Here is a 16,273-nt window from a genome sequence, read left to right as displayed (position 1 = left end):
AACAGAGCGGTCAGGACAGGGCAGGGCAGGACAGGGCAGGACAGGATGGGGCGACGCTGCGTGCAGGCGTCGCCCCGCTCCCGTTCGGCCCAGGGCCAGGTGCTCCGGTTGCCTCGGTTGCCCCGGTCAATTAAAGATCGGCTCACTGTCAGAGGCGACGGGTAGGCTCGTATTCAAGATGACCGAGTATCTTTCGCCCGCTGAGCGCTACGCCGCCGCCCGTATACGCGCCGCTGAGGAAGCCACCGCGCTGGCTCCCTTCCGCGCGTTGTACGAATTCGATCTGGATCCGTTCCAGATCGAGGCCTGTCAGGCCCTGGAAGCGGGCAAGGGCGTGCTCGTCGCGGCGCCCACCGGTTCGGGCAAGACCATCGTCGGTGAATTCGCCGTCCACCTGGCCCTGGAGCGGGGCCGCAAATGCTTCTACACCACCCCCATCAAGGCTCTGTCCAACCAGAAGTACGCCGACCTCGCCCGGCGCTACGGTCCGGACAAGGTCGGCCTGCTCACCGGGGACAACACCGTCAACCCCGGCGCGCCGGTGATCGTGATGACCACCGAAGTGCTGCGCAACATGCTCTATGCGGGCTCGCAGGCGCTGCGCGGCCTCGGCTATGTGGTCATGGACGAGGTGCACTACCTCTCCGACCGCTTCCGCGGGGCCGTGTGGGAGGAAGTGATCATCCACCTCCCCCAGTCGGTGACCCTGGTGTCACTGTCGGCGACCGTGTCCAACGCCGAGGAGTTCGGCGACTGGCTGGACACCGTCCGCGGTGACACCGAAGTGATCGTCTCCGAGCACCGGCCCGTGCCGCTGTGGCAGCACGTCCTGGCCGGCCGCCGGATGTACGACCTCTTCGAGGAGGAGACCGACCACGGCGGCCGTGGCACCACCAGGCGTGAGGTCAACCCCGATCTCGTACGCCTGGCGCGGATGGAGAACCAGCGCACGTACAACCCCGCCGACCGCCGCCGCGGCAAGATGATGCGAGAGGCGGACCGGGAGCGCGAGCGCCGCCAGCGCAGCCGCGTCTGGACGCCCACCCGGCCCGAGGTCATCGAACGGCTCGACGCCGAAGGCCTGCTGCCCGCGATCACCTTCATCTTCAGCCGGGCGGGCTGCGAGGCCGCCGTACAGCAGTGCATGTACGCCGGACTGCGGCTCAACGACGAGGAGGGCCGCCGGCAGGTCCGCGAGATCGTGGAGACGCGGACCGAGTCCATCCCCGGCGAGGACCTGCAGGTCCTGGGGTACTACGAGTGGCTGGAAGGCCTGGAGCGGGGCATCGCCGCGCACCACGCGGGCATGCTGCCGACCTTCAAGGAGGTCGTCGAGGAGCTGTTCGTACGCGGTCTGGTGAAGGCTGTCTTCGCCACCGAGACGCTGGCGCTCGGTATCAACATGCCCGCACGCTCCGTGGTCCTGGAGAAGCTCGTCAAGTGGAACGGCGAGCAGCACGCCGACATCACCCCCGGCGAGTACACCCAGCTCACCGGCCGGGCCGGGCGGCGCGGCATCGACGTCGAGGGTCATGCGGTGGTGCTGTGGCAGCGGGCCATGGACCCGGAGGCGCTCGCGGGCCTCGCGGGCACCCGCACGTACCCGCTGCGCTCCAGCTTCAAGCCCTCGTACAACATGGCCGTCAATCTGGTGCAGCAGTTCGGCAGCCACCGCTCGCGCGAGCTGCTGGAGACGTCGTTCGCGCAGTTCCAGGCGGACAAGTCGGTCGTCGGCATCTCCCGCCAGGTGCAGAAGAACGAAGAGGGGCTTGAGGGCTACCGCGAGGGCATGTCCTGCCACTTGGGGGACTTCGAGGACTATGCGCGGATGCGCCGCGAGCTCAAGGACCGTGAGACGGAGCTGGCCAAGCAGGGCGCGGCACAGCGGCGGGTCGCCGCGGCCTCCGCGCTGGAGAAGCTGAAGCCCGGTGATGTCATCCACGTCCCGACAGGCAAGTTCGCGGGTCTGGCGCTGGTGCTGGACCCCGGGATCGCCGCCGGACGCACCAACGGGCACCGCGGATTCGAGCACCACGACGGTCCGCGCCCGCTCGTCCTGACCGCCGAGCGCCAGGTCAAGCGGCTGGCGTCGATCGACTTCCCGGTGCCGGTCGAGGCGCTGGAGCGGATGCGGATCCCGAAGTCGTTCAACCCGCGCTCGCCGCAGTCACGGCGCGATCTGGCGTCGGCGCTGCGGACCAAGGCCGGGCACATCGTGCCCGACCGGCATGGCAAGCAGCGCTCCGCCGCTGCCGACGACCGGGAGATCGCCCGGCTGCGTACGGCGCTGCGCGCGCACCCCTGCCACGGCTGCGACGAACGCGAGGATCACGCGCGGTGGGCGGAGCGCTACCACCGGTTGCAGCGTGACACCCGGCAGTTGGAGCGGCGCATCGAGGGCCGGACGAACACCATCGCCCGTACCTTCGACCGGATCGTGGCGCTGCTGACCGAGCTGGACTATCTGCGCGAGGACGAGGTCACGCAGCACGGCAAGCGGCTCGCGCGGCTGTACGGCGAGCTGGATCTGCTGGCGAGCGAATGCCTGCGCGACCGGGTGTGGGAGGGGCTCAATCCGGCCGAACTGGCCGCGTGCGTCTCGGCGTTGGTGTTCGAGGCGCGACAGTCGGATGACGCGGTCGCGCCCCGGGTCCCGGCGGGGAAGGCGAAGATCGCGCTGGGCGAGATGGTGCACATCTGGGGTCGGCTCGACGCACTGGAGGAGCAGTTCAGGATCAACCAGGCGGAGGGGGTCGGACAGCGTGAGCCCGACTTCGGTTTTGCCTGGATCGCGCATCAGTGGGCCCTGGGCAGAGGGCTCGACGAGGTGTTGCGCGAGGCGGAGATGCCCGCGGGCGACTTCGTACGCTGGTGTAAGCAGGTGATCGATGTGCTGGGGCAGATCGCCGCGGCGGCGCCGCGCGAGAACAGCACGGTCGGGACCAATGCGCGCAAGGCGGTCGATGCGCTGCTGCGGGGTGTGGTGGCGTACAGCTCGGTGGGCTGAGTAAGTCCTGAGTAGGTGGGGAGGCCCTGTTTCACCGGTCGTGGTCGGTGAACAGGGCCTCAGCAGCTGCGTACGGTCAGGCCCAGAACCTGTCCGCCTCGTCGATGTCCTCGTTGCACTCGTCGATGTCGGTGATCTTTCCGCCGACGATCGTGAAGAAGAGCCCCTCGCGTATCTCGATCCCGTGGTCGCCACGGTCGGCGCGGGTCGTGTGGAAAGACATGACATGCCCGCGGCCGTCGGCGAGTACGGCTTCGAGCTGGACCTGCATGGTGCCGTTGGTCAGCTCGCCCAATCGGCGGTACAGCTGGAGCACGGCGTCGCGGCCCTTGTGGTGGCCGGAGATCTGGCTGTTTCCGGGCACGTGGTGGACGACATCCGCCGTCATCAGGGAGGCAAGTGTCTCCATGTCACCTTCGCCGAACGCTACGTATCCCCGGCGGACCAGGGCGCAGTCCGGGTGTTCAGCCATAGCGATTCACACCTTTCATCCGCTCATCCGCAGAACATCCGTATAATCCCGTCTTCTCTCCATCATCTGCCGGGCCCGGAGAGCTGTCCATGCAGGGCCGCGGCTGATGGCTCCGGGTGTTTCGCCGGGCGCTTTGCCGTGCCCGCGCCGCGCAGCAGTACGAGCGAGAACAGGGCGGCTCCCGCCATGACGACGGCCGCGCCGAGAGCGGCGAAGCCCATCCCGTGGGTGAAGGCCTCGCGTGCGGCCGTCAGTACGGTGTCGGCCGTCGCGGCCGGGAGTTGGTCCGCCGACGCTGTCGCGCCGCCCAGGGTCTCGCGTACCGCTTCGGCGTGCGGCAGACCGGTCGGCGGCAGCGCGTCGGTCATGTCCCGGCTGTAGACCGCCGCGCCGATGGAGCCGAGGATCGCCATCCCCAGCGCGCCGCCCAGCTCCTGGCCCGATTCGAGCACGGCCGCGGCCGAGCCCGCGCGCTCCGGCGGGGCCGCGCCGAGAGCGAGTTCATTGGCGAGGGTCATGGCGGCGACCAGGCCGCCCGCGTAGACGGACGCGCCCACGAGGGTGAACCAGAGGGGCGAGTCGGTCCGTATCTGGGTCAGCCAGAGGAATCCGCAGGCGGAGACGGCGAAGCCGCCGCCCATGACGTACGCGCGGTCGGTGCGCTGCGCGAGTGCCGCGCCCGCCGGGGCCATGACCGCCACGCCCGCCGCCGGGACCAGGCTCCACAGTGCGGCCTCGAACGGGCTCATGGAGAGGACCGACTGCAGATACTGGGTGAGGAAAACAGCCATCCCCACGGTGGCGAACATCGCGAGGAGATTGGCGAACACCGGCCCGCCGAAGGCGCGTCGGCGCAGCAGACCGAGATCGATCATCGGGTGCGTGAGGCGCTGCTGACGCCGTACGAACACGAAGCCGAGGACAAGTCCGACGGTGATGGTGAGGGCGGGCAGGGGCGCGTAGCCGTGGCTCGCCAGTTCCTTGATGCCGTGGATGACGGTCAGCAGGGCGGAGAGTGAGAGGGCCGCGCTCAGCAGGTCGAACCGGCCGCTCTGCGGAGACCTGAACTCGGGTACCAGGAATGGCACCAGCGCGAGCAGCAGCACCATCGCGGGCAGGTTGATCAGGAAGACCGAGCCCCACCAGAAGTGTTCGAGGAGCAGCCCGCTCACCACCGGGCCGAGTGAGATGCCCGTGGTCATCACCGCCGTCCACACGGTCACCGCTCGGCCGCGCTGCTTCGCGTCGCGGAAGAGGTTGCGGATCAGGGCGAGGGTCGACGGCATCAGGGCGGCGCCACCGAGCCCGAGCAGCGCGCGTACGGCGATGAGCGTTTCGGCGGAGTGCGCGTACGCGGCGGCGACCGAGGCGGCGCCGAAGACGGCGGCGCCCCCGAGAACCAGCGCGCGCCGGCCGATCCGGTCGCCCAGCGCGCCCATGGTGATGAGCAGTCCGGCGAGGACGAAACCGTACATGTCGAGGATCCAGAGCTGCTGCGTGGCGCTCGGCTCCAGGTCCTGGCTGATGAAGGGAATCGCGAAGTAGAGGACCGAGATGTCCATCGACACGAGCAGTAGCGGCAGCATCAGGACGCCGAGGGCGATCCATTCCTTGCGGCCCGCGCGGGGACCGGGGGTGTTCTCCATGGCGGACACGGAATCGGGTCGCCGCGTACACCGCAAACAGCTGCCTAGTGCGGTCGCGGTCAGATGGCCTCTGACCATGGGGAATGGACCATGAGTGCACTAGTACAGTAAGGCCATGACTGTCGAACCGCCCTATCTCCGGATCGCCGGAGACATCGGCCATCGCATCGCCGTGGGAGAGCTCGCGCCCGGCGACCGCGTCCCCTCCACCCGGCGCATCACCCAGGAGTGGGGCGTCGCGATGGCGACCGCGACGAAGGCGCTGGCCGCGCTGAACCAGGAAGGTCTGGTACGGGCCGTGCCCGGGGTCGGCACGGTGGTGGCGGCCCCGGACCGGGACCGGGAGTTCCGGGCGGCCGCCGGACGGGCGGGCCAGGGCCTGACGCGCGAGCGCATCATCCGAGCGGCCATCGCGCTGGTCGATACGGAGGGCCTCGCCGCGCTTTCCATGCGCCGCCTGGCCACCGTGTTCGGTACGTCGACCATGGCGCTGTACCGCCATGTGCCGAGCAAGGGGGAGCTCGTGAGGCTGATGTCGGAGGCGGTGTTCAGCGAGGGGCCGCCGCCGGGCCCGCGACCGGCGGGGTGGCGCGCACAACTGGCTCGGGAGGCGCGGTGGTTGTGGGGACAGTACGAGCGCCATCCCTGGCTGGCGCGGGCGATGGCGGCCCTGACCCGGCCGATGGCCTCGCCCCATGCCATGCGGTTCACCGAGCGGGTGCTGAGCGCGCTGAGCGGGCTGGGGCTCACGCCGTATCAGATGATCCATGTCCATCTGACGCTCCTCGGGTACGCGCAGGGCGTCGCGCTGGCCATTGAGCTGGAGTCGCAGGCGCGGCAGGACACCGGGATGACACCGGAGGAGTGGATGGCGTCCAACGAGCCGCGGATGGAGGAGATCCAGACCAACGGGGCGTATCCGACCCTGTCCACGCTCTTCGGTCAGGACGAGTTCGACCTCGAACTCGGCGCGCTCTTCGAGTTCGGTCTTGAACGGATGCTGGACGGGGTCGCGGCGCTGATCGAGCGACCGGGCTGAGCCGTCGGCCCCGGGCCGGGGGCGGAGCGCGTTACTTTGCCAACCGCTCCGTCAACCGCTCCGCGCGCCACGCCAGTTCAGGTAACCGCAGCACCTGGTTCCCGTACCCCGGGAGCGGCACACGCAGCGGCTCCAGCCACCGGGGCGGGATCGCCCCGACCCCGTACACCGCTCCTGCCGGCATCCCCGTCACCGCCGCGACCGTGTCGGTGTCGCCGCCCGGAGCGATCGCGTCGACCTCCCGTAGCGCGGATTCCACCGCGGCGAGCGGATCCGCGCCGTCCAGGGCCACCCGTACCAACTCGTGCAGGACGGCTGTGCCATCCCAGGCCGCGCGGTCGCCGTGGGTCAGTGCCGCGATCCGGCGGGCCGCCGCCCCCGCGCAACTCGCCCACTCCGTCGGGGAATTCGGTGGAGTACACGCCACGCTCGCGGAACTCGAAGGGCGCGCCCAGCGCGTCGCCGACCGCCGAGCCGACAACCGACCCGACGACTCGATCCATGCGGCGCATCCGGCCAGTTTACGGAGCTGATCAAAGAGCGGAGGGAAAGATTCGCCTGCGACCAATCCGGCGGCCCCGCCGCACCGAATGCACAGCGAAGGCCGGTGCCTGCCAGCTGCCCCAGGAGGGTGTGAAGTGAGCGTGTCCGTGTCCCCGCCGTCATCGAAGGTGTCCTCGAAGGTGTCCTCGCGAGCCGCGTCCGTCGATCCACAGCGCTGGCCCGACGTGGCTCGCCTGCCCCAGGCCTCCTCCAGGCTGCGGACCGCCGGTATTGAGCGGCGCGTCCAGCGGGCACTGGGGAAGCTGCCGCTGCGGGTACGCCTCGGGCGGCGTGAGGCGGTCGGGCTCGGCGGGCCACTCATGGAGGTGTACGAGCCGCGCGCCTTCTTCCGGCGCGTCGGCGCCGACGGGCTCATCGGCCTCGGTGAGTCGTACATGGCGGGCGAGTGGGACGCGTACGACCTCGTCGGCGTGCTGACCGCCCTCGCCGAGGACCCCGCGGCCCTCGCGCCGTCCCGGCCGGCCGTCGCCCGGCGCGACACCAGGCCCCGTGGCGGTCTGCCGAGTGGGCTGTTCCCGCTCTTCCTCGATCAGACCATGTCGTACTCTGCCGCCCTCTTCAGGACCTTTCCCGCCGAACAGAATCTGCTGCCCGCCGCACAGCACCGCAAGATCGACCGGCTGCTCGACCTGGCGGAGGTCGGGCCCGGCACTCAGCTGCTGGAAATCGGCACCGGTTCCGGCGAGTCGGCGATCCGGGCGGCGCAGCGCGGAGCGCGGGTGCTGACCGTCACGCCCTCGCGGGCGCAGTACGAGTCGGCGCGGGTCCGTGTCCGCGACGCGGGGCTGGAGAACCGGGTGACCGTGCTGCACCGCGAGTACCGCAGGATCCTCGGGCGCTTCGACGCGATCGTCAGCGTGGAGACGGTAGAGGCCGTCGGCGAGCAGTCCTGGCCGGAGTACTTCATGATGCTGGACCGGCTGCTCGCGCCCGGCGGGCGCGTCGCTCTCCAGGCGGTCACCCAGCCGCACAAGGAGCTGCTGGCCGCCCGTACCGGTCCGACGTGGCTGGGGAAGTATGTCCTGCCCGGCGGGCTGGTGCCCTCGATGGAGGCGATCGACCACATCGTCAGCGGCTGCACCGGACTGAGCGTGGCCGCGCGCGACGGTTTCGGCCCGCATTACGCCGAGACGCTGCGGCTGTGGCGCGAACGCTTCGCCGCGCATGCGGGCGATGCGCACGGTTTGGAGGAGACGCTTCGGCGGATGTGGACGTTCCATCTCGCCCTGTGGGAAGCGGGCTTCCGCTCGGGCTCCCTGGATGTGCGGCAACTGCTCCTGACCAAGGGCGAGCCGGGCCCCGGGGCGACGGCCTGAAGCGCCGCCCGAGCCTGCACTGTCCCTGGGCCTGAAGCGCCGCCCGAGCCTGAACTGCCGCCGGGCCTGAACCGCCGCCCCCGACCCGTAGGGTCAGCCGTCCTGCGACACGTACAGCCCGCGCGCCCGCTCGAACCGGGCACGCCCCTCCGACTCGTCCACCAGCGGATCCGGATAGTCCAGCCGAGCCCGCTCCAGCCCGTCGAGCTTCCACGGCTCGTGCACGGCCGGCCCCGCCAGCGGCGCGAGCTCCGGAACCCACCTGCGTACATACTCACCGCGCGGATCGAACCGCTTCGCCTGCGCCGACGCACTGAGCACCCGGTCGGGCCGCGGTCCGGTCCCGGTGCCCGCCGCCGACTGCCAGTTGAGCTGATTGCTGGCGAGATCCCCGTCCGCCAGCAGCTCCAGGAAGTGGCGGGCGCCGATGCGCCAGTCCACGTACAGCGTCTTGGTGAGATAGCCCGCCGCCAGCAGCCGCCCGCGGTGGTGCGTCCAGCCCTCGTGCAGCAGCTGGCGCATCGCCGCGTCCACGATCGGGCAGCCGGTGCGGCCCTCCTTCCAGGCCTCGATCTCCTTCTCGTCGCTGCGCCATTTGTCGCCGCGCGTACGGTAGTCGGCGTGGGCCGCGGCGGGCCGGGCCGCCAGCACCTGGTGGTGGAAGTCCCGCCAGGCCAGCTGCCGTACGAAGGAGGCCGCGCCCGGACCACCCTTGTCGCGCGACCGCTGGACGAGTTCGGTGGCGGAGAGCGTGCCGAAGTGCAGATGCGGTGAGAGCCGGGACGTGGCGTCGGCGGACAGTTCGCCGCGCCCGTCTTCGTACATGCTCATTCCGCCGCTCTCGTCGGCGAGCCAGGCGCTCAGCCGCCGGCGCCCCTCCACCTCCCCGCCCATGGCGAGCCCGGGGGACAGCCCGGTCACGGCGGCGCGCCGAGGCAGCGGATGGCCGGCGAGTTCCGGGACCTCCACCACATCCGGCGCGGCGATGGTCTCGCGCAGCCCGGCAGCCTCCCAGCTGCGGAAGTACGGCGAGAACTCCGCGAAGTGGTCACCGTCGGCGGGCGCCACGCGCCCCGGAGGCAGCGCGGTGACCACCCCGTCATGGACGTGCAGCGCGCACCGCAGCGGTTTCAGTGCTATGCGCAGCCGCGCCTCCCTGCGCATCGCGTACGCGCTGACCCCGGCGGCGATATGCACCGCGCGGGCCCCGCTCTCGTCGACCACCCGGCAGACCTGCTCGATGACATTGCCCGTACGGATGATCAGCCGGCCGCCGCGCTCGCGCAGCCCGGCGTTGAGGGAAACCAGGCAGTCGGCGAGGAAGGCACGGCGGTTGGGCGCGCCGCCGCCCGCCTCGCGTATGTCCCGGTCCAGCACGAACAGCGGCACCACCGCGTCGGCTCCGCGCAGTGCCGCATGCAGCGCCGGCTGGTCGTGCAGCCGTAGATCGGAGGTGAAGAGCATGACCGCAACACTCATGCGCGCCGTCCTTCCTCAGGCCTCAAGCGGGGAAATTCATCAGGGCAAGGGGATCGGTGGTCGGTTGGGCGGAGCCGCCCGCAGGCTCGACGGTGATGCCCATGCCCGAGGCGGTGTCCACCGGTCCGTCCATCATTACGGCGTTGTCGGGTTTCGCCGCGTCCATCAGACCGGCCGAGCGGAACTTTCCGTCGCTGCTGAACCAGAGTTGGTAGACCTTGCCCTGCGGCGGCTTCGGCAGCCCCGAGGTGAGGAACGCGGCCCTGTTCCGGCTCTGGGAGACGACGACGGTGCCGGTCGCCCCGTCCGCCCCGTCATTCCCGTCCGTCCCGCCCTTGAGCTTGGCGGACGTGAGCCTGGCGTCCGGCGCCGCGAGCACCGAGGCAAGCGCCTCGACCTGCTGCTGGGAGCGCTGTGCGTCGGCGCGATAGTCCTGCGCCGACTGGTTCTGCCAGAACGCCACCCCGCCGAAGCCCACCGCGGCGGCCAGACACGCCGCCAGCGCGAAGCGCGACCAGCGCGACGGCGCCCGGGTGGGGCGGGCCCGGCGTGAGACCCGCGGCGGATCCTGGCGTTCCGCGGAGACTTGTCGCATGACGCGCTGCTTGAGCGCGGGCGGCGGCGTCATGGCCACGGCGAGACCCAACCGCCCGACGGTGGCGGCCAGTTCCCGCACCTCCTGGGTGCAGGCCGGGCATATCAGAAGATGCTGCTCGAACTCGGCGCGTTCGTCGGGTGCCAGCGAGTGCAGCACATAGGCCCCGGTCAGTGTGTGCAGATCAGCGGTGGTCATACGGTCACCCCGAGGCAGTCGCGCAGCCGGATGAGGCCGTCGCGCAGTCGTGTCTTGACCGTGCCCAGCGGCACGGAGAGAAGTTCGGCCACTTCCCGGTAGGCGAGCCCCCGGTAGTAGGCGAGGGTCACCGACTGCCGCTGAAGCTCGGTCAGTGAGCTCAGGCAGCGACGTACTTGCTCGCGTTCGAGGCGGGCCTCGACCTGTTCGGTGACCTCGTCGTACGCGGGAGTCTGGTCGAGCAGCGCGGCCCGCCGCTCGCGGTCGCCGGCCGCCTGGGCCGACCTGACCCGGTCCACGGCCCGCCGGTGGGCGAGCGTGAGTATCCAGGTCATCGCCGAGCCGCGGGAGGGCTGGAAGCGCGCCGCCGTACGCCAGATCTCGATCATCACTTCCTGGGTCACCTCTTCCGACTGGGCGGGGTCGCGCAGCACGGCGCGTACGAGCCCGAGGATCGGCCCGCAGACCGAGTCGTACAGCCGGGAGAAGGCGTCCTGGTCTCCTCTGGCCACCAGGCCGAGAAGTTGATGCAGCTCGGGGCCCGCCGGGGCGGGGCCACCGAGTGGTACGGCTTGTCTCACGCGGTTATTTCCTTCATGGTGCGGACGAGTTGGTGGTCCGACAGATTCCATCAGTCATTCGGAGCCGGTGGCCAGGCGGATTGGTCGGAAATCGCAGTTGGTGGCCAATTGGTTCGACGGGTGCTGCCGCCCGGCGAGGTCACGGCGCTGCGGGAGGGCCCCCTCGCCGCGGACACGTGGTCCCTAGACGGAAAAGCCCCGGCGGGCGCTGTGGGAACAGCTCCACGCCGGGGTCTCGAATTCCGGGCACGCCGCGCTCGGCGCACGGGATGCCCGCCTAGCCGTTGATTTCGGACAGTTCGGTCGCTTTGGTCACTTCAGTCGCTTGGGACGTTCGGGTCGCTTGGGTCGTTCGGGTCGCGGACCGGAGCTTCACCGCGCGCACCACCAGGAATACGGGCAGCGCGAACGGCGACAGCAGGATCGTCGCGACCAGCAGCGGTCCCATCACCAGCGGATGGATTCCCAGCCGCCGCGCCTCGAGGAACATCCACTGGCCGAGCAGCAGATCCCAGGCGATGAGCTGCGCCCAGACGGCCCCGGCGCCGTTGGCCAGGACCGTCAGGTCCCGGAATCCGTCGAGATCGGGGCTGCGGACGGCCGCCCACAGTTCGGGAAGTACGGGGATCGCCAGGGCGGAGTAGACCACCAGGACCGGGATGACGGTCAGGGGCGAGGCGGCGATCCGTGCCGTGACGCGCGCGTGCGGCGCGAAGATCAGCAGCAGCCAGACGGGTGTGACGAGCCAGAAGATCAGCTCGAAGAGGAAGCCGGTCATGCCACAAGCTCCTTGTCGTGGTCGACGTCGGTGGCGTCGGATACGGGGGTGGTGGGTCGCAGCGCCGTGAGTACGCCGATGGCGCAGCCGACCAGGATCAGTGCAGCGGCGCCGAGCGTCGCGCCGTCCGGGTGGATCAGCGGCTGGCCGCGCAGCGCCTGCCAGGTGAGGAGGGCGAGCACGGCTCCGTACGTCCCCGCGGCCACGAATACGAGTCGCAGCCGTACGCGCTCGTCGCGCAGCCGGGCGAAGCGCGGCGCGAGGACGATCAGCGCGAGGAGGAGGAAGGGGAGCACCTGGAGCGCGTGCATGCCGACGAAGTGCGGGATGCGTAGATCGCCGCCTGTGGTCGACCAGCCGGTCAGCGGCATCGAGGGCCCGCCGTCGACGGCGCCGACGCTGTGCGCCCCGATCACATCATCGACGCCGGCTTCGGCCGCCGCCTCCTGCTCGGGAGTGGGGCGCGTCATCAGAAAGCCGAGGCCCGCGCCGATCAGTGCGAGGGCCGCGCCGAGCCGTATCGCCCAGGCGGACGCCCGGTCGGCTATCCGCGCCCGGAACAGCAGCAGCGCGATGACCAGGGCGCCGATCCACAGGATGACGACGGACGCGCCCATCACGTTGAACACCAGCGAGTCGAAAGGTGTCTCGTTGTTGAAGTGGCTGCGCTTGCCGCGGATCACCTGAGTGGTGATGGCGACCATCTCGATGAGGCTCGCGCCGACGACCACGGTGCCCGCCCACCAACCGGCCCGCCGGGCGCGGGTGAGCAGCGAGAGCATCCAGGCCAGCGACGTCGAGTAGGCGACGAACGACACCGAGAACTTGAACGGCTTGGACCAGATCGGTGCGTCAACCAGGACCCGGTCGTCCACCGCCATGCCAACGGCTGAGACCACGGCCAGTACGGCCATGGACGCGGCGAAGGCCATCAGTGGCCGGTGCCAGGACTTCCAGGACATAGCGGTACCCCCATCGGATTATGGATAGCGGCACTCTCTGCTATCCGATAGTGAAACTATCTATGATGGGCGGTAGGGCTGGCAAGAGCGAAGAGGTGAACGCGCTGTGCGCATCGGGGAGCTGAGTCGCAGGACCGGGGTTCCGGTGCCGACGATCAAGTACTACGTACGGGAGGGGCTGCTCCCGGCAGGACGGCTGACGAGCCCGAACCAGGCGAGCTACGACGACGCGCACGAGCGGCGGCTGCGGCTGATCCGCGCGCTGCTCGATGTGGGCGGGCTCAAGGTGGCGGCCATCGCGGAGGTCCTGGCGGCGGTGGACGACCCCGGCAGGTCGGTGCACAAGGTGCTGGGCGAGGCTACGGACCGGACCGTCCCGCGCTACCCCGGCGCGCAGGACGACGAACTGGAGGCCGCGCGCGAGGAGGTCGCCGAGCTGATCGGGCGGCGCGGCTGGCGCGTCGACCACAACAATCCGGCCGCGGAGGCACTGGCGGGCGCGCTGGCCACGCTGGAACGGATCGGGCACGGGGAGTTCGCCGAGCTGCTGGACGACTACGCGGACGCGGCGGAACGGGTCGCGCGGGTCGACATCGCGTACGTAGGGCGCTGGGCGGGCCTGGAGGATGTGGTGGAGCGGGCGGTGGTGGGCACGATGCTGGGGGAGGCGGTGTTCACATCCCTGCGCCGCATGGCCCACGTCGACGTCTCGGCACGCGCTTTCGGCAACGAGGACGGGGAGCGTACGGACCCTCCGGCGGACGAATGAATTGAGGGGCCGGAGGCCGGCGAGGGTGGTGGTCGTGCTTCCCGGAGACGCCTCCGGGAAGCCCCGAAACTCTCGCGGCCCACGCGGCAACCTCCCGCACGCGTCCGCCCAGCCACGGGTTGCCCCGTGGCGGAGTCACTGCGGGCAGGCCGCTGGAATTCTGGCCTTGCCGCAGGGGCGCGGGTAGCGCGAGTCACCACGGAAGGCCGGCGGGAGTCTTGGCGGTGCCGCATGGAGCGGGGCGCGGCCAGGACGGGCCGGGTTGTCTCGGGTACGCACCCGCCCCTTGCCGGGCTCGCGCCGGGCCGCGTCCCCCGGGGCCGCCTTCGGGCGGGAGTCGTCTTGGGCGGGGGCGGCTGGAATCTTGGCTGTGCCACATGGAGTGGCGGCCACATGGAGTGGCGCGGGCGGCGGGCCGTGTCCATCCAGGCCGCCTCGCGGGAGTCGCCTTGGGTAGACGGCCGGGACCTTGGCCGTGCCATACGAAGCGGGGCGGGCCGCGCCGGGCCGCGGCCACCCACCCGGTGCCGAGGCCGTCCTCAGGCCGAGGCCGGAAACCTGGCCGACGGCGCGCCGCGCCGGGCCGGAGCTGTGCTCGGCGAGCGGTGGAAGCGTAACGAGCGCGGACGAGTCCGGGCCGGTCCTTGGGCAGAGCACTACCGCCCCGCCGGACGCTGGGCCAGTCACCTCGGCGCGGGGACCGGGCGCATTTCGAGCACGCGGCGGGTAGGCCGGGGAGAACGACAGGCGACTCATATGGGCTACGCCCCGGCCTTGCCCAGCCTCAGGGAGCCTCCTGAAGCCAATCACTGCGCCGCTGAGCACCCTCGCCCGGCCGAGCAGGGGCCGAGCAGGGGCCGAGCAGGGGCCGCGCAGGGCCGACCAGGGCCGACCAGGCGGGAGCCCCCGGCATACACAACGGCCGGAGGCCGGTCGCTGTCAGCGTGTCAGGTGGTCTGCTCCTGCTCCCGCTCCACCTGCTCGTTCCATTCGCGCTTCGCCGCGCGCCACCCCTCATCGTCCTGGCCCAGCCGCCAGTAGCCGGAGACCGACAGCTGCTCACGCGGAATCTGCCGCTCCAGCCGCAGATGGCGCCGCAGGTCCTTCACGAACCCCGCCTCACCGTGCACAAACGCGGAGACCTCGCCCGCCGGGAACTCAAGCCCCGTCACCGCGGCGACCAGCAACTCACCCACCGGGCGGTCCCCGCGGTGCAGCCAGGTGATCTCCGTCCCGTCGGGCGTGACCACCTTCTGCTCCTCCTCGGAGCCCTCGACCTCCACGAACGCATGCACAACCGCGCCCGCGGGCATCCGCTCCATCGACGCGGCGATCGCGGGCAGCGCGCTCTCATCGCCCACCAGCAGATGCCAGTCCGCCGACGCGGACGGGGCGTAGTCACCGCCGGGCCCCGCGAAGTGAATCGTCTCGCCCACCTGGGCCCGGGCCGCCCACGGCCCCGCCAGACCCTCGTTGCCGTGGACCACGAAATCAACCGTCAGCTCACCCAGGGCCGCGTCCCAGCTCCGTACCGTGTAGGTGCGGAGTATGGGCCACTGCTCGCGCGGGAACTCCTTGCGGACCCGCTCCATGTCGAACGGCTCCGGGTAGCTCACGCCCTCGGGTGCGAACACCAGCTTGAGGTACTGGTCGGTGCACTCGCCGATGGCGAACCCGGCGAGCCCCTCACCGCCGAGCACGACACGCACCATGTGCGGCGTGATCCATTCCGTGCGCACTACCTGCGCCTCGTAGGGCTTCATTCCCTTGCGGGCCGGCTGTTCTGCCACGGCGGTCTCCCTGAAGTCGTGCAGCTGGAGCGGTGCTGGTGCATTGCTTAGGCTTACCTAAGCTAACACCTCAGCCCTGGAGCACGGTCAGTAGACGCTTCAGCGAGCCGCCAAGCCCCCACTGGGCCGCGAGCTCGTCCAGCGAGGCCGGATCGCGCGGCTCGGACGGCAGCGCGGGGTCGAAGTCCGGCAGCGGCACGTCCGAGGCGACCCGTACGACTGTCGGTGCGACCGCGAGGTAGCTCCGCGCCTCGTCCAGCCGCTTACGCTGCGACGGCGTCAGCTTCGCGGACGGGCTGTCGACCGCGGCCATGATCCCGGCCAGGTCGCCGAACGCGTCCAGCAGCTTCGCCGCGGTCTTCTCGCCGATCCCGGGGACCCCCGGCAGCCCGTCGCTCGGATCGCCCCGCAGCAGCGCCAGATCGACATAGCCAGGACCGGTGACGCCGTACCTCTCGCGCAGCCACGCCTCGTCTGTGACCTGCAACGACCCCACGCCCTTCAACGGGTACAGCACCCGCCTGCCACGCGCGTCGTCCACCAGCTGGAAGAGGTCGCGGTCGCCGGTGATGATGTCCACCGGGCCGGTGGCGCGCGCGGTGAGCGTGCCGATGACGTCATCCGCCTCGTACCCATCGGCGCCGACGCGGGCGATCCCTATCGCGTCGAGAACATCCTCGATCACCGGGACCTGAGGGGCCAGCGCGTCCGGAGTCTCCTCCTCGTCCGGTCCGAGCTCCCGCTCCACCGCGACGCGATGCGCCTTGTAGGAGGGAATGAGTTCGACCCGCCACTGTGGCCGCCAGTCGTTGTCCCAGCAGGCCACCAGATCATCGGGCCGGTGGTCCTGGACCAGCCGGGCGATGAAGTCCAGCAGGCCGCGCACGGCGTTCACCGGAGTGCCGTCCGGGGCCCGTACGGAATCGGGGACCCCGAAATATGCGCGGAAATAGAGGGAAGCGGTGTCGAGGAGCATCAGGCGTCGCGTCACAACCCTGATGATGCCGTACGCCACTGACAGTCACCCGCCGTCGCACTCGCCGCTCTGTGAACACCGGCAGCGGGAAGCTGCGTAAG

14 protein-coding genes and 1 pseudogene are annotated in these 16,273 nt (G+C 70.6%); 4 read left to right on the top strand and 11 right to left on the bottom strand.

The genetic code is table 11. The features are described 5' to 3' along the window. The first annotated feature begins 178 nt into the window (after window positions 1–178). Window positions 179–3,007: a DEAD/DEAH box helicase gene (locus ACIHCQ_RS08065; RefSeq protein ID WP_399658949.1), complete on the top strand. Its 2,829-nt coding sequence runs from the start codon at window positions 179–181 to the stop codon at window positions 3,005–3,007. 76 nt (window positions 3,008–3,083) lie between these two features. Here ACIHCQ_RS08065 and ACIHCQ_RS08060 read toward each other — a convergent pair whose 3' ends face one another. Both ACIHCQ_RS08060 and ACIHCQ_RS08055 read right to left on the bottom strand, forming a co-directional pair. Next, complete coding sequence (locus tag ACIHCQ_RS08060) at window positions 3,084–3,479, bottom strand: nuclear transport factor 2 family protein (RefSeq protein WP_399658947.1); 396 nt, start codon at window positions 3,477–3,479, stop codon at window positions 3,084–3,086. 62 nt (window positions 3,480–3,541) lie between these two features. Then, window positions 3,542–5,125 (bottom strand): MFS transporter, encoded by a 1,584-nt coding sequence (locus ACIHCQ_RS08055; RefSeq protein WP_399658946.1) that lies wholly within the window; start codon window positions 5,123–5,125, stop codon window positions 3,542–3,544. A gap of 115 nt (window positions 5,126–5,240) precedes the next feature. Here ACIHCQ_RS08055 and ACIHCQ_RS08050 point away from each other — a divergent pair, with 115 nt between their 5' ends. After that, window positions 5,241–6,164 (top strand): TetR/AcrR family transcriptional regulator C-terminal domain-containing protein, encoded by a 924-nt coding sequence (locus tag ACIHCQ_RS08050; protein ID WP_399658945.1) that lies wholly within the window; start codon window positions 5,241–5,243, stop codon window positions 6,162–6,164. Between the two features lie 31 nt (window positions 6,165–6,195). Here the strand turns inward: ACIHCQ_RS08050 and ACIHCQ_RS08045 are convergent, their stop codons facing one another. Together ACIHCQ_RS08045 and ACIHCQ_RS08040 are read right to left on the bottom strand one after the other, a co-directional pair. Further along, window positions 6,196–6,357 carry a hypothetical protein gene (locus ACIHCQ_RS08045; RefSeq protein WP_399658944.1) on the bottom strand — a complete coding sequence of 54 codons (162 nt, stop codon included), beginning with the start codon at window positions 6,355–6,357 and terminating at the stop codon, window positions 6,196–6,198. 217 nt (window positions 6,358–6,574) lie between these two features. Further along, window positions 6,575–6,667: pseudogene (locus tag ACIHCQ_RS08040) on the bottom strand (hypothetical protein); the annotation flags it as partial. A gap of 135 nt (window positions 6,668–6,802) precedes the next feature. Between ACIHCQ_RS08040 and ACIHCQ_RS08035 the strand changes: the two are divergent. Beyond that, a complete protein-coding gene (locus ACIHCQ_RS08035) occupies window positions 6,803–8,044 on the top strand; it encodes a class I SAM-dependent methyltransferase (protein WP_399658943.1) in 1,242 nt (413 codons plus the stop codon). A 93-nt stretch (window positions 8,045–8,137) separates the two neighbouring features. Here the strand turns inward: ACIHCQ_RS08035 and ACIHCQ_RS08030 are convergent, their stop codons facing one another. The 5 genes from ACIHCQ_RS08030 to ACIHCQ_RS08010 all read right to left on the bottom strand — a co-directional run bounded on the left by ACIHCQ_RS08030 (window position 8,138) and on the right by ACIHCQ_RS08010 (window position 12,637). Continuing rightward, window positions 8,138–9,523, bottom strand: a complete 1,386-nt coding sequence (locus ACIHCQ_RS08030; protein WP_399658941.1) for a cryptochrome/photolyase family protein — start codon at window positions 9,521–9,523, stop codon at window positions 8,138–8,140. A 22-nt stretch (window positions 9,524–9,545) separates the two neighbouring features. Beyond that, window positions 9,546–10,316: an anti-sigma factor domain-containing protein gene (locus ACIHCQ_RS08025; RefSeq protein WP_399658940.1), complete on the bottom strand. Its 771-nt coding sequence runs from the start codon at window positions 10,314–10,316 to the stop codon at window positions 9,546–9,548. Then, window positions 10,313–10,948 (bottom strand): sigma-70 family RNA polymerase sigma factor, encoded by a 636-nt coding sequence (locus ACIHCQ_RS08020; RefSeq protein WP_399658939.1) that lies wholly within the window; start codon window positions 10,946–10,948, stop codon window positions 10,313–10,315. Before ACIHCQ_RS08020 ends, ACIHCQ_RS08025 begins: the two co-directional genes overlap by 4 nt. A 226-nt stretch (window positions 10,949–11,174) precedes the next feature. Beyond that, window positions 11,175–11,675, bottom strand: a complete 501-nt coding sequence (locus ACIHCQ_RS08015) for an ABA4-like family protein (RefSeq protein ID WP_399658938.1) — start codon at window positions 11,673–11,675, stop codon at window positions 11,175–11,177. Beyond that, window positions 11,672–12,637, bottom strand: a complete 966-nt coding sequence (locus ACIHCQ_RS08010) for a hypothetical protein (RefSeq protein WP_399658937.1) — start codon at window positions 12,635–12,637, stop codon at window positions 11,672–11,674. The genes ACIHCQ_RS08015 and ACIHCQ_RS08010 overlap by 4 nt, the downstream gene beginning before the upstream one ends. Window positions 12,638–12,743: 106 nt before the next feature. On the opposite strand from ACIHCQ_RS08010, the gene ACIHCQ_RS08005 reads away from it, so the two are divergent. Further along, window positions 12,744–13,406 (top strand): MerR family transcriptional regulator, encoded by a 663-nt coding sequence (locus tag ACIHCQ_RS08005; protein WP_399658935.1) that lies wholly within the window; start codon window positions 12,744–12,746, stop codon window positions 13,404–13,406. 947 nt (window positions 13,407–14,353) lie between these two features. Here the strand turns inward: ACIHCQ_RS08005 and ACIHCQ_RS08000 are convergent. Both ACIHCQ_RS08000 and ACIHCQ_RS07995 read right to left on the bottom strand, forming a co-directional pair. After that, the gene (locus ACIHCQ_RS08000) at window positions 14,354–15,196 is read right to left on the bottom strand and encodes a siderophore-interacting protein (protein ID WP_399658934.1); all 843 of its coding nucleotides are present in this window, start codon (window positions 15,194–15,196) and stop codon (window positions 14,354–14,356) included. A gap of 70 nt (window positions 15,197–15,266) precedes the next feature. After that, window positions 15,267–16,172, bottom strand: a complete 906-nt coding sequence (locus tag ACIHCQ_RS07995) for a 5'-3' exonuclease H3TH domain-containing protein (protein ID WP_399659175.1) — start codon at window positions 16,170–16,172, stop codon at window positions 15,267–15,269. Between the last annotated feature and the right edge of the window lie 101 nt (window positions 16,173–16,273).

This window comes from Streptomyces sp. NPDC052236 (genome assembly GCF_044548015.1).
GTDB lineage: Bacteria > Actinomycetota > Actinomycetes > Streptomycetales > Streptomycetaceae > Streptomyces.
Note: the sequence above shows the minus strand (reverse complement) of the source record. Positions and strands in the feature narration are given on the sequence as shown.